Genomic DNA, 13,378 nt, shown 5'->3' with positions numbered 1-13,378 from the left:
TAAACCAGCCTAGAGGTTCGTGGTTGGCTTGCCAACTGCAGGGCTACCGAAAGCCCGCCCTGTACTGCGAAGCAGTCAGGGTCGGGTAGTTTACGATGTGTTGACCCCAGACCGGCTCCCTTGGTTGGTTTAGCCGTTTTTCATTGCGGAGGTCATGATGGTCGAGGTTTTGGAAAGAGAAAAATTGGCCGAGGCACCTGCTGATAGTTCTCCGGCAGCTTCTCGAAAAATTTGGACTGACGAAGAGTTTATGGCTTTACCGGAGGATGGCAATCGCTATGAGGTTGTGAACGGAGAACTGGTTACTGTGGGCTCGGCAGGCGCAAAGCATGGGTACTACGTAAGTTTGATTCACATCATTCTAGGCTCGTACGTTCGCAGTCAAAGGATTGGATTTACCTTCGATTCCGATACTTCCTTCAAAATGAAATCCGGTAATCGCCGCTCTCCGGATTGTTCTTTTTTTTCCAAAGAACGACTGCAATCTCTGGGCGGGATCCCAAGGGGTTATATTGAGGGATCCCCAGACTTGGCTGTAGAAGTTCTCTCCGATGCCAACACCGTTGGAGAGATCCATGATAGGCTCGTTGAGTATTTTGAGAATGGATCCCGGCTGGTCTGGATCATTCATCCTGAAGAGAAATACGTTCTGGTCTATCGCCGGCCTGAGCCTGAAGCATTGAAGAAACCCGGCGACATCCTGGAAGGTGGAGAGGTGATCCCTGGATTTGCGCTGGATTTATCAGAGTTTTTTGCCGAGCCGGAGTTGTAGTTTTTCACCAACGCAATGTACGGATAAGACGCCTTCAGCGCCTAGGGAAAAGCAACCCCTGTTAAGCTAGCCTAAGCAGTGGGATCCCATTTCATGGCACCGGTCTATCCGCAGGTTCTGGAGCGCAATCCCAAACGGCTGCGCATTGCCCTACAACGGTTCACTTCCCAGCAACTGGCTTGGCGGGCGGCAGGGGGCTTGGTGCTGCTAATTTTGGGATCCCAACTGTGGGCCCGTTCGCCGCTGTGGGGGTTGGTGGCTGTGGGGATGGGCCTGTGGGCTGGGATCCCTTGGGGGTTGGGGCAGATCCTGAATCTAGATTGCCAAAGCCAACGGGTGACCTTGACCCGGCTGGGTGGCCCTTGGGGCTTTTGGCGGCAGCAGGTGTTTTCCTATCCCTTGGCTCAGTTGCAAGGAGTGCGGCTGCATCGAGTGGGTCAGGAAGTTTTGGATAACCAAGCTCAAGAGAGTTTTCAGGTCCAAAGCCAAGTGCGGCTGCAGTTTCGCAGCGATCCTTCTAAACCGGAGCTGAACGAGGAGGTCATCGCCTGCTTTAGCAGCCAAGTCGGCATCAAAGGGGACGAACCAGAAGCTTTCGTGCTCTCTCAGCGGCTGGTGCGCTGGATTCAGAACTATCTATCCGAACACTCAGGAAATCTAAGAAACAACTCTTCACCGTAAACTACCCGGCTCCGACCGCTAAGCGGTACGGAGCGGGCTTTCAGTAGCCCTGGGCCTGCTCTGCTCTACCAGAGAACAAAACAAGCCCGGACCTCCAGGCTGGTTTACGGCAGCCCCCAAGAGCGCAATTACGTTTGCACCATTCAAGTCCGCATCTCCTTCCCATCCACAGTGCCCACACTTAAACTTCTTTCCACTGCGATAGGATTGCGCAGGGTCGGGATGGATGTGCAAACACCGGTGACAGGTCTGCGAGGTATAAGCAGGCGGAACAAGAATCAGAGAAACCCCTGCAACCCTCGCCTTGTATTCCAGAAACTGACGTAGTTGGTAGAACGCCCAACTGTTGGCCCTGCGCCGCTCGGCTTTGCTGCGCGGCTGTTGATTGACCCTTTCCCGGATCCCTGTCAGGTCTTCCAGAGCAATAGCGCTGTTGGTAGCTTTTGCCCTAGAGACAATAGCTTTGGAGATGCGATGATTGACCCACGTTTGAAAGCGTCTCTCCTTGCCAGACAGCCGTTGCAACAGTTCTCTGCATCTGCGCCGCGAACTGCGGGTGCCCTTACTGGCTTTACGTTGGAGTACCGCCCTCAGCTTGGAGTAGTGGTCTCGGATTCGGTTCAACTGCTGTCCATTCCAGTTATCCCCTTCTGACGTATGGGCAATATCCGTCCTTCCCAAATCCACCCCCAGCACTCTATCCGTGCGTTGCGGTGGGCACGGTTCCGTTTCCACACAGATTTGAATGGAGTAGGAACCGTCTTTGCGCTTGACCAGAGTGGCAGATTTGGGATTGGAGCCTGCCAACTGTTCTCTCTGGTAACGGCCAATCGCCAGCTCAAAGCGCTCCCGACCCTCCACCGTGGTCAGCGACACCGTCCAGTCTTTCTCGCGAAACGAAAAGATACGGGCATCGTAGGTCGCAAAGCCTCTCTTGAACGCTTTGACCGGACGGTTTTTCTGTCGGGCAACTTTACGGGCACCGGCCAGCCGTCTGCAGACCTGCTGAGCCAAGTTACTGGACAAGCCAAACCGAGCGCGAATCTGGTAATAGCAAAGGGACTGGAGTTTGACTGCGTTGACTACTTTTTCTGGTGTGTTTTGGTTGACCCAGTTCAACGCCTGCACAAAGGCATCCATTGTCGCGTCCAATTTGGCGGCTTGCGACGGGGACACCTTGAGCTTGCAGGGGACGGTCAGGACGTGGGTCATGGTTCTATCATAACTTCCGCATTCCTCCCGACACTGACCCTACGGGTACAGTGCGGGGCTCCTGCGATTTCTAGCTGAAAGCCCCCTTTTCGAGGATACTGCCCCACCGTTCCAGTAGACTCAAACTTTGCTCTCCTTTTCGGGGAGATGGGGAATTGTTGGCACAGTGCTTGATCCTGGGTTAGAAATACTACCCAAAAGCAGTGTACTCCTCGACACTCTCTAAACTTAACTTAATCGACAACCTTCATGAGCGCCTCCTGGGATCTGGTCAACCTGCTTACCTTACTCAACTGGAACACTCTGCCCGGATGGCTTTGGCTGCTCCTTTGGGGATCCTCACTGGCCGTGGTGATGTACTGGCAAAGGCGCTGGCTGCAGCGGGATCAGGTGGGTTTTCCCGATGTCATCATGCTGGCGCGTGCAGATACGACGGTGGTGGAATGTAACGAAGCTTGCCAGAAAATCTTGGGGGATTGGCGGGGCAGGCGCTGGATCGACGTGCTGCTGGCAGAAGAGCAGGAGCAGGCGCAGCAAAAGATAGCCCAGCTCACCCCTCAGCAGCCTACCTTCACCCGAGTTGGCAGGGTATCGGATGCAGCGGGGCAGGTGCGGTGGTTTGAGTGGATCAACCAAGGCATTTTTGACCGGCGGGGCCGCTTGCAGTTCATTCGCGGGGTGGGCCGAGACATTACCGAGAAGAAACAGTTGGAAGAAAACCTGCGGCTGCGGGAAGCCCAACTGCGCACCTTGTTGGACGCCCTGCCATTGGCGGTGTGGGCCAGGGATCCCCAGGGAGTGCTAATTTTGCAAAATGCCACCGACCGCGCCTGGTTTGGCGATCTGCTGGGCACTTCTCTGGAGGAGGTGGCTCAGCAACATCCCCACTGGCTGGAGTACACCTCTCAAGTTCTAGCCGATCTAGAGCGGCAAGGGTTTTGCCAATTCGAAGGTAAGGAAATGATTCAAGGCCAGGAGCGCTACACCTATCGCTTCGCTGTAAAGCTTCAGGATCAGTCTAAAGGTTTGGGACTTCTCGGCATTGTCCTAGATATCACCGAACAAAAGCGGCTGGAACAGGAGGTGTGGGAACAAGAAGAGCGTTTTCGCGCCTTCCTCAACAACAGCCACGACATTTTGTGTCGGATCGATGCCCAAGGTCTGCTGCATACCTTAAATCCTCCGGCTGCTGAGAAAATTTTGGGGCGTGCTCCCAATCAGGGAGAGGCCGTACCCTTGGATTGGGTTCACCCCGAGGATCGGCAGAACGTTGCTAATGCTCTTGAGCAACTCAAGGCTCGACCTGGCGAGACACTCAGCTTTATTTACCGGGCCCAACACGCCGATGGCCAGTGGGTGTGGCTGGAGAGCCTCTGCACCAATCTTTTGGAGGATCCCTCTGTGCAAGGGATCGTTTCCAGTACCCGCGATATCACCCAACAAAAGCAGGTGGAACTGGCTTTGCGAGAGAGCGAAGCCCGCTTCCGAGAAATTGCAGAGGCTGTACCGGTGGTTTTCTTTGTGTATTCTGCAGACTTGAGCCAGTCTCTCTACAAAAGCCCCCAAAGCGAGAAGATCTGGAGTTACACAGCAGAAGAGTTTCGCCGCAAGCCAGATCTCTGGAAAGACAGGATCCATTTCGAAGATCTGCCAAGGGTACTGCAGGCGGCCGCCCGAGCCACTCAAGAAGCCCAGCAGATCACCTACCGCCTTTTCCATCGGGATGGCAGGCTGCGCTGGCTGCGTACTTCTTGCCGACCCATCTTGAACGAACAGCAAGAGGTTATCCGTATTGTTGGCATTACCGAAGATATTACGGAGCAGAAAGAAGCAGAGCTGGCTCTACAAGAAAGCGAAGCTCGGCTTAGGGCTATTCTGGACGGGATCCCTTTTTCTATCTTTCTCAAAGATCTGGAAGGGCGCTATCTTCATGTAAACAAGACTTATCTACAACAGAGAGGCTGCAAGGCAGAAGAGCTCATTGGAAAGTTGGATAGTGAGCTGTTCGCATCAGAAGAGGCTCTAGAATTTCGAGATCAGGATCAAAAAGTCCTGCAATCTCCGCATCCTGTCAGCTACGAGCGAACCTTTTTCCGCGATGGCAAGAGATTGACCCAGTGGGTCACCAAGCTTGCCCTGCGGGATCAGCAGGGGTCTCCTTACGCCGTTTGCGGCATCGCTGTGGACATAACGCCCCTCAAACAAGCCCAAGATCTGTTGCTGAAAGAAGCAGAGCGGGAGCGGCTGCTTGGAGCTTTGCTGCGACGCATCCGTCAGGATTTGGATTTGCAATCTATCTTGCAAACCACTGTTGCAGAAGTGCGAGAGGTTTTCCAGGTGGATCGGGTGATGATCTATCAGTTGCAGGAAGGTGTAGGGGGGTTTGTAGCTGCTGAGTCGGTGGCGGATCCCTGGCCCAGCCACTTGGGCCGCCGGGTGTGGGATGCTTGCCTTCGCCAGGATCCTTGCTACCGCAAGTACCAAGAGGGCTTTGTGCAAGCCATAGCCAACGTGGCGACGGCCAATTTGGATCCTTGCTATCGGGAGCTCTTGGAATCTTTCCAGGCCCAAGCCAACTTGGTGATCCCAATTCGGCGGGGAGAGGATCTCTGGGACCTTCTGGTGGCACAGCACTGCCAATCCAGCCGCCCTTGGCAAGAGTGGGAAATCCGGCTTTTACAAGAGCTGAGCGATCAATTAGCCATCGCGTTGCAACAGGCCCAGTTATATGAACAACTGCAAGCCCTCAATCAAACCTTGGAAGAAAAGGTTCGGCAACGCACCTCTGAGTTGCAGCGATCCCTGCAATTTGAGGCCCTGCTGAAACGCATCACTGACCGGGTGCGCGACTCTCTGGATGAAGCTGAAATTCTCAACACCGCTCTGCGCGAGCTGGGAGAAAACCTAAATGCAGATGGCTGCGATATTGGCCTTTACAACGCCGATCTCACCCTTTCCACCATCAGCTACGAGTATTGTCCTCGCTTGGGGTCGGCCTTGCATACTTGTATTCCCTTTGCCCAATATCCAGATCTCTACGCCCAGTTGTTGCGAGGAGAGCCCTGCATATTTTGTTTACTTCCTGACCATTGTTTACTTCCTGACGCCCCCCGCCAAGGATCAGTCTTGGTCTGCCCTCTGCGGGATGGGGAGCAAGTCTTGGGGGATCTGTGGGTTTTTCGCAGCAGCGAGGAAAGTTTTGATGAGCAGGAAATGAATCTCGTAGCTCAAGTGGCCAATCAATGTGCTATCGGCCTAAGGCAGGCGCGCCTATTCCGAGCTGCCCAAGAGCAGGTGCAAGCCCTGGAGCGCCTCAACCGCTTGAAAGACGATTTCATCAGCACTGTCAGCCACGAGCTGCGCACTCCTCTAACCAGCATGAAAATGGCCCTGAAAATGTTGCAGATGGCTCCCACTGGGGAGAAACGAGCTCAATACTTAGCCATTGCAGAGCGAGAATGCCAGCGGGAAATCGAGCTCATCAACGACCTGTTGGATCTGCAGCGGTTGCAGTCCGGGACCTACGCTCTAAGTGTGCAAACCCTCACCTGGCGGGAGCTGCTAGGGGATCTGTTAGCCATTGCCGAAGAGCAGGCCCGCGCCAAAGGGCAAACCTTTCAAGCCAGTGTCCCTCTGGAGAGCACCCTCACGACGGATCCCTTGCTGTTGGGACGCATCCTGCGGGAGCTCCTGCACAACGCGGTGAAATACACCCCCGGCCAGGGATCCATCCGCCTAGAAGTCAGGGTTGAGGCCAACCGAACTCGCATCCAAGTCAGGAATAGCCAAGAGATCCCGGCTGAGGAACTCACCCGCATTTTCGAGCGCTTTTACCGGATCCCCAGCCATGATCCTTGGAAAGAAGGGGGCACCGGTCTGGGCTTGGCTTTGGTGAAACAAATGGTGGATCAACTGAGGGGATCCATCGAGGTCAGCAGCGCCGCCGGCTGGACAACTTTCACGCTCCACCTGCCCCCTCTGCCCCAGTTTTAAAGGTTGAGCGGATCCCTGGGGACTCCTGCTTTGCGCTTGCGCTTTTCCAGGTTGGTTTCAAAGTAGCGATGGTTACGCAGATCTGGCAAGATTCCTGCCTCAGAAACTTAGCCCTTAAAGCGGCGCAGCGCCGATTTGATCCCTACCTTAGGGGTTCTCTCCCCCGGTACCTCTGCACAGCCCGTCTTATTGTAAGTTCTGTAGCAACAGATACGGAAATAGTTCCCAACACAGATGCTCATCTCGGCCAGAAGAGATAGAGGCTGAGTATTCTGAGGGTTGCTGTCGTATCCGGGATCTGGATTGGCCGCCAACCCAACCTTCTCAATCTGGTCACGCTGCCGAAGACGCGAGGCAGAGAGGATTTGTTGCAAGTAAGTTTCAATTCACAACTTTTTCTTAATAAGTGATTTCGGTTCTTGAGGATCTGGCTTACTTTGTTACCTGTAGAGTGTTCCTTGCCAAAAACCTATGAGCATTGTTGCCCAAGTCATCGCGCAGTCGGACGCGGCTGATCGCTTCCTCAGCAGTGCCGAGATCGCCAAGCTAGAGGATTTCTTCAGCAAGGGTCAAGTTCGCATCCGAGCCGCCCAAAAGTTAGCAGAGAACGAGCAAAAAATTGTCCAGGAAGGCAGCAAACGGTTTTGGGCCAAATGCCCCAACACCCCCAGCAATAAGGGCAACCCTCAAAAAACTGCCCTCTGTCAACGAGATCAAGGCTGGTATATCCGCTTGGTTAGCTATTGCATCTTGGCAGGCAACGATAAGCCGCTGGAAGATATCGGCTTGAACGGCATGCGAGAAATGTACATCTCTTTGGGCGTGCCGCTACCCAACCTGCGGGTGGCGATGAGCTGCCTAAAAGAGGTAGCTGCCGGCATTCTTTCTTCAGAGGAGATGGCTCTAGCTGCCCCCTACTTTGATCGACTGATTCGCGCTTTTTGAATCGATGAATGGATAGACAAATCGCTGCCCTCTCGCTCAGTTTTAGAGTTGAGGCGCGCTACTCCTGCCTCTGTGAGCTTGAGGTTTCGGCTGGCTTTGCGAGCTTGACCTGCAAGCTGTGAAGTTGTCTTAAGTTGCAATCCATAAGAGTTCTCACAGGCAATGCCTGAGCAAGCGGTGCAAGGACTCCGTCCCGCTAACGCGAACAGCATTTGCCCAATTGCCTCAAGAAATCAGTCCCTACTAGTGCTTAGAGGAGAAAAATCCATGAAAGATACCATCACTTCCCTGATTAACCCCGCCGATGAGAAAGGCTCTTACTTAGATGCCGCAGCTCTGGAACAATTAAATCGCTATTTCCAGAGTGGCAACATGCGCGTCAAGGCGGCCAAAACCATCAGCTCCAGCGCCAGCAGCATTATCAGCAAAACGGTTGCCAAGAGCTTGCTCTACGGGGATATTACCCTACCGGGGGGCAATATGTACCCTACTCGGCGCTACGCGGCTTGCTTGCGGGACCTGACCTATTTTCTACGCTATGCCACCTACGCCATGTTGGCTGCCGATCCCTCAATTTTGGATGAGCGCGTGTTGCAGGGTTTAAAAGAAACTTACATCACCCTCGGCGTTCCCATCGATCGCGTCATTCAGGCCCTCAATGCCATGAAAGAGGTCCTGACCGAAAGTCTCGACACAGAGGCAAGTCAAGAAATGGCCGTTTATCTTGACCATATCATTGCCGGTCTGAGCTAAACGTGCCTGTATTTTTGAGGGCTCACTGAGGAGCTATCTATGAATGCCAAAAAGATGCACCCATCGGGCTACCCCTGGTGGTCAGGTAACGCTCGATTGATGAACCTCTCTAATACTTTTATCGTGGCGCATGTGGCCCATGCGGCCTTGATCATGGCTTGGGCGGGGGGCTTTACCTTGTTTGAGCTGGCCAAGTTCTCGCCAGAGCGGCCCATGTACGAGCAAGGGCTGATTTTGCTGCCCCACTTGGCCACATTGGGGTGGGGGGTTGGCCCCGGTGGCCAGATCGTCAATACCTTTCCCTATGTGGCCATTGCCTCAATTCACCTGGTGGCTGCCGGCGTGTTGGCTGGAGGAGCCTACTTCCACCAAACCCAACTTCCCCCCAGCTTAGATATGGAATTCGGCAGGGCTGCCAAGTTTCACTTCACTTGGGATGATGCCAAAACGTTGGGAGTGATTTTGGGGCACCACCTACTGATTTTGGGCCTGGGATCCCTATTGTTGGTGGCCAAGGCGATGGTGTTCGGGGGGCTGTATGACGCCAACACCGGTCAGGTACGCCTGGTTACGGCTCCAACTTTGGACTTTGCCACCCTTTGGAACTACCGCACCCACCTGTTTGATGTCAATAATTTGGAAGACTTGGTGGGGGGCCATATCTATGTGGGAGCTCTTCTCTTGTTGGGAGGGGTGTGGCATATCCTGGTTCCGCCGTTTGAGTGGGTTAAAGCTCGCTTTCTCTTCTCAGCAGATGGGATCCTCTCCTACTCTCTATTCGGCATCGCCCTAGCCGGTTTTGCGGCTTCTTACTACTGTGGGTTTAACTCGCTGGCCTACCCGGTGGAGTTTTACGGCCCCACCCTGGAGCTGAAATCCGCCTTTACTCCTTACTACTTCGATCCAAATCAAACGGGAGCGTGGAACTACTCCTCAAGGGTTTGGCTGGCGAATGCTCACTTCTACTTAGCCTTCTTTTTTCTACAAGGATCCCTGTGGCATTTTCAGCGAGCGATGGGATTTGATGTCGGCAAGATGCTGCAGCTTTGGCAGCAGAGTCGGCAGGAAATGACCTCTCAGTCGGTGTATCAGGTTCAATTTCAGTGCCGACCTCAGCCTGACTTTGCAACTTTTTACGAGCCGCCCTTTGCAGGTCCAGAGCCTCTATCTGTATCTCCCGAGGATATCTACTGGTATCAGCCGCCAAAGGCTCCCAGCTCCAGATCTCTATCGTTGATAAACGGCGTTCGGCAAACTCTCTATGAAGTGAACTACACCCTTAGGAGGTGGATCTTCTACGAGCCCGCAAGAGAGAAGATAGCTTTCAATCGTTCTGACTTAAAGGCAGATTATGGTTCGCGCAAGTCAAGGGCTGATTTCTCGAAGTTTGCTCGATCTCTGCCCAAAGTCTTCTACGAGCCGAGCAGAGTTCAGGCTTAACCTACCTGGGATTTGAGGGGGTTTGGCCCTCAGGAGAGGTGATTACCCTGCCTGGGGGCTTTTTGCTTTGCTAGGGCTCCGCAGTGTGGGCTAAGGAAGGGAGTACCGATCTAGACTTGGCCTTGGTGAAACAAATGGTGGATCAACTGAGGGGATCCCTCGAAGTCAGCAGCTCTGCCGGTTGGACGACTTTTACGCTACATCTACCCGAATTGCCGCAATTTTAATTCCACTTCTTCCCCTCGCTTTGGGATACATTACTGGCAGGGATCCGGGGGGCTTTGCCTAAACCTATGACAACTCGCCTAGATTTGGCTCTCACTCTTGAAGACTTCCTCAAGTTGCCTCACATAGAAGATTCTCCGGCATGGGAGTACGTGGATGGAGTTGCCATTCAAAAACCGCTGCCCAAAGTCCGCCATTCCATTTTGCAAAAACGCCTCGTGGCTGAGGTTGACGGCAGCACCACCGACTATACTGCCCTACCCGAATTGCGATGCACTTTTGCCGGTCGTTCCATTGTTCCCGATATTGCCGTAATTGCGTGGGATCGAACTCGCCTCAGTGAAACAGGCGAGCCAGAGGATGACTTCACCGCAGCACCCGACTGAATTATCGAAATTCTTTCGCCGGGTCGAAGGGTAAGCCGTGTAACCGATAATATCCTGCATTGCCTAAAGCACGGCAGCAAATTAGGGTGGATGGTGGATTTAGACGATTACTCTGTTTTGATATTTGCCCCTCAACAAGAGCCGGAAATTTGCCGAGCAGATCGTCAGCTCAAGGTGATCGACGGGATCCAGTTAGCATTGACTCCACAACAAATCTTTGTTCTCCAATACACTACCCCCGCCGCATGGCCGTAACCCCCGTGGGATCCAGCACCTTGCCCCGTTCCACCTCGGCATAGACCAGGTAGCGATCCCCGCAGTCCATCCAAGTTTTCACACGGCACTCCAGGTAAGCTAAGGCATCCAACAAAATGGGGCAGCCATTTTCGGCAGTGGCCGTGGCCAAGCCGGCAAAGCGATCTTCTCCAGGGCGCTGGGGCCGCTGAAAGTGCCGTTGCAAGTTGCTGCCCTTGCCTTCCCGCAAGATGTTGAGCACAAAGGGGGCCTGGGGATAGGTCAGCAATTCGGCTTCTTGTTCCTTGTTCACCGACAGGGTTAGCCCCGGCGGATTGAAGCTGGCCTGGGCCACCGACCAGGTGAGGAAGCCGCGGCGGGTCTCTCCTTGCAGGGCGGTGACTACACACAGGGATCCCACCACCCGGCTCAGGGCTTGCCCAACCCGATCCGCCTGAGTTTCGCTGCTGGTTTGGCGAGGGGCGCGGGCTCGTTTGGCTTTGCGCAGGGCCTGAGCAAACTGGGATCCCGCCTCTTGACAGGCTTCTAGGATTTCAGGGGTGGGCTTAAACTTGGCGCGGATCGTCTCAAACCCCAGAGAAAAGCCGGCATTGAGCAACTTACTCTCGATGAGATCCACCGCTTCTCCGCTCCAGCCGTAGGAGCCAAAAACCCCGGCCAATCGGGTGGTGGGAACCGAAGAAAGGATGATGCCGAGGGCGGTTTGAATTTGCACCGGGGGATGGCCAGCCAAGGTCGGGGATCCGATAACAAACCCCTGGCAGCGCTCCAGAGCTTGGGCGATCTCTTCCGGGGTGGACCATTCGCAGTTGATCCGCTCCACCTTAACGCCGGCCCGCTCCAACCCTTGGGCTATGGCCATGGCCATCAAACCTGTATTCCCGTAAGCGGAAGTGTATAGGAGAGCTACCCGCTGCTCGCCGGGATCCTCTTCGCACCAAGTGTGGTAGTCCAACCGCAACCGCCGCAGGCTGTGGCGCACCAAGGGGCCGTGGGCAGGGGCATAGATTTGGGCGGGAAATTCTTCCAACTTGGCCAGGGCTGCCTTCACCTGGGGCAATTGGTTGCGGTGCAAACAGTCGAAGTAGTAGCGACGGTCTTCGCTAAGCTGCCGCCAATGTTCGTCAAAAACTTGCTCATCGCACACATGGGCGCCGAACAGCTTATCGGTGTAGAGGATCCCGGTGGCCGGATCGTAGGTACAGAGGGCATCGGGGTGGCGGGGCGTGGGCACGGTGCGAAAGTGCAACTCATGCCCTTCCCCCAGATCCAGGCGATCCCCATCCCGGATGACCCGCAAACGGAAAGACTGGTCGCCATTGTAGAAAATGCCCAGATCGGCGGCTTCTTCTTCGTCGCGACTGCGGGGCAAGGGATCCATCTCTTCAAAGGCAGCCCGTAGCGTAATGGATCCCGGCTTGGAGCAGAGCACCATCGCATAGGGAGCCAGAGGCAATAGGGCCTTGAGAGTGGCAATGCGGTTAAAGTTGACGTGGCTGAGCAAAATAAAGTCCAACCGCTGTAGGTACTGGTGTTGGGCCAGCTCTTCTAAAAAGATGCTGGTGAACGATTCCCCCGGAGGATCGATGAGAAGGGTTTGGCGGGCCTGGATGAGGTAGCTATTGGCAGTGGTGCCCCGTTGCCGAGCGTATTCCAGCTCAAACTTCAGGCGATCCCAGGTGCGGGAGCGGAGAACCAACGTGGACGGGCCGATAAGGGCAACTTGGACATCGCGGGCGGGGATCTTGCTCTCCATAGCAGCCTCCGATGCGGTATCTGTCCTCACCTTGCCACGAAACTGGAGGAATGGGGATCCCTTTTCAGAGTTTGGGAGCCCACGGCCCGGCTTGCCCAAAAGTTAAGTCTGAGGCCCCGTCCTCACAACTGCGCAAGAAGCAAGCGATTGAGGTGGGGAGTGTGTCAAGTTTTTTCAAAGTCGGCCGGGCAAAAAGGAAGAGGCTAAGATCGGCTTGTAGCGTGTTCAGGCTGCCTATGTCTGCCCGATCCAAGTCCAAAGTGGAGGCCCCTACCAAGGGGATGGATCCCCGCCAGTTTACCGAAGCTGAGGTGGCGGCAATTGCAGAGCGGTTGGAGCGCAATGAGTATCCGACCGTCTTTGGCTGCTTGGAAGACTGGCATGCCCTTCGAGCCATCGCCTTTTACGCCCCCGACTTGGTGGCCCCTTATGCACATCTGTTGGAGTGGGAAGTGGATGAAGATTAGGGCTGTCCTTGCAGTTCTTAAAGGGATCCCAGTGCTCAGGGCAACGAGGGGGGAGGATTTCCGTCAGAGCCTTGCCGGCGAATCAGATAGCGCACTTCTTCAAGGAGAACGTTGAACCTCTGATCCGTTTCCGCCTGCCGTTGGTTGATGGCCTGAATGGCGCGTTCGTGCTCTCGTTGTAGAGCGGTGAGGGTAACCAGAGCTTGAGTCACTTCCTCTGCCCACTCGGCAAGGTGAGCTAAGTCAGAGCGGGTCTCGCTGACAACTTGCTGTAGCTCTCGCAGGCTTTGAGCTTGGGCAGCAGCTTGTTCGGCAAATTCGGCGCGGCTTTCTTGGATGGACTGACGCAGCTCCTCGATTTCCCGCAGACGGGCGGCGTTCTCCTCGGCAGACTGGGCGCGGCTTTCTTGGATGGACTGACGCAGCTCCTCGATTTCCCGCAGACGGGCGGCGTTCTCCTCGGCAGACTGGGCGCGGCTTTCTTGGATGGACT

9 protein-coding genes and 3 pseudogenes are annotated in these 13,378 nt (G+C 54.8%); 8 read left to right on the top strand and 4 right to left on the bottom strand.

Going from position 1 to position 13,378, the window contains the following annotated elements:
• The first annotated feature begins 157 nt into the window (after positions 1-157).
• Together ACVWXZ_RS13655 and ACVWXZ_RS13650 are read left to right on the top strand one after the other, a co-directional pair.
• Positions 158-772 carry a Uma2 family endonuclease gene (locus tag ACVWXZ_RS13655; RefSeq protein ID WP_414350202.1) on the top strand — a complete coding sequence of 205 codons (615 nt, stop codon included), beginning with the start codon at positions 158-160 and terminating at the stop codon, positions 770-772.
• 93 nt (positions 773-865) lie between these two features.
• Positions 866-1,453 carry a hypothetical protein gene (locus ACVWXZ_RS13650; protein ID WP_457482641.1) on the top strand — a complete coding sequence of 196 codons (588 nt, stop codon included), beginning with the start codon at positions 866-868 and terminating at the stop codon, positions 1,451-1,453.
• 18 nt (positions 1,454-1,471) lie between these two features.
• Here the strand turns inward: ACVWXZ_RS13650 and ACVWXZ_RS13645 are convergent, their stop codons facing one another.
• Entirely contained in the window at positions 1,472-2,665 is a 1,194-nt protein-coding gene (locus ACVWXZ_RS13645) for an RNA-guided endonuclease InsQ/TnpB family protein (protein WP_457482640.1), read from the bottom strand.
• 249 nt (positions 2,666-2,914) lie between these two features.
• On the opposite strand from ACVWXZ_RS13645, the gene ACVWXZ_RS13640 reads away from it, so the two are divergent.
• Complete coding sequence (locus ACVWXZ_RS13640; RefSeq protein ID WP_457482639.1) at positions 2,915-6,658, top strand: PAS domain S-box protein; 3,744 nt, start codon at positions 2,915-2,917, stop codon at positions 6,656-6,658.
• Here the strand turns inward: ACVWXZ_RS13640 and rpsU are convergent.
• Positions 6,655-6,798, bottom strand: a pseudogene (rpsU, locus tag ACVWXZ_RS13635) (30S ribosomal protein S21). The gene ACVWXZ_RS13640 and the pseudogene rpsU overlap by 4 nt on opposite strands.
• Positions 6,799-7,129: 331 nt before the next feature.
• Here rpsU and apcD point away from each other — a divergent pair.
• The 4 genes and pseudogenes from apcD to ACVWXZ_RS13615 all read left to right on the top strand — a co-directional run bounded on the left by apcD (position 7,130) and on the right by ACVWXZ_RS13615 (position 10,662).
• Complete coding sequence (gene apcD / locus ACVWXZ_RS13630; protein WP_099812040.1) at positions 7,130-7,603, top strand: allophycocyanin subunit alpha-B; 474 nt, start codon at positions 7,130-7,132, stop codon at positions 7,601-7,603.
• A 267-nt stretch (positions 7,604-7,870) separates the two neighbouring features.
• On the top strand, positions 7,871-8,356 hold the full coding sequence (locus tag ACVWXZ_RS13625; protein ID WP_099812041.1) for an allophycocyanin subunit beta: 486 nt from the start codon (positions 7,871-7,873) through the stop codon (positions 8,354-8,356).
• Positions 8,357-8,395: 39 nt separating this feature from the next.
• Positions 8,396-9,796 carry a chlorophyll a/b binding light-harvesting protein gene (locus tag ACVWXZ_RS13620; RefSeq protein WP_457387765.1) on the top strand — a complete coding sequence of 467 codons (1,401 nt, stop codon included), beginning with the start codon at positions 8,396-8,398 and terminating at the stop codon, positions 9,794-9,796.
• A gap of 293 nt (positions 9,797-10,089) precedes the next feature.
• Positions 10,090-10,662: pseudogene (locus tag ACVWXZ_RS13615) on the top strand (Uma2 family endonuclease).
• Here ACVWXZ_RS13615 and ACVWXZ_RS13610 read toward each other — a convergent pair.
• Positions 10,640-12,418, bottom strand: a complete 1,779-nt coding sequence (locus tag ACVWXZ_RS13610) for a flavin reductase (RefSeq protein ID WP_457403987.1) — start codon at positions 12,416-12,418, stop codon at positions 10,640-10,642. The pseudogene ACVWXZ_RS13615 and the gene ACVWXZ_RS13610 sit on opposite strands and share 23 nt — an antisense overlap.
• A gap of 236 nt (positions 12,419-12,654) precedes the next feature.
• On the opposite strand from ACVWXZ_RS13610, the gene ACVWXZ_RS13605 reads away from it, so the two are divergent.
• Positions 12,655-12,885 carry a DUF2555 domain-containing protein gene (locus ACVWXZ_RS13605; RefSeq protein ID WP_457385214.1) on the top strand — a complete coding sequence of 77 codons (231 nt, stop codon included), beginning with the start codon at positions 12,655-12,657 and terminating at the stop codon, positions 12,883-12,885.
• Positions 12,886-12,920: 35 nt separating this feature from the next.
• On the opposite strand, the pseudogene ACVWXZ_RS13600 reads toward ACVWXZ_RS13605, so the two are convergent.
• Positions 12,921-13,378: pseudogene (locus ACVWXZ_RS13600) on the bottom strand (hypothetical protein); the annotation flags it as partial.

It is taken from the genome of Thermostichus sp. MS-CIW-38, from assembly GCF_054058415.1.
This window is presented reverse-complemented; position numbering and strand designations above follow the sequence as displayed.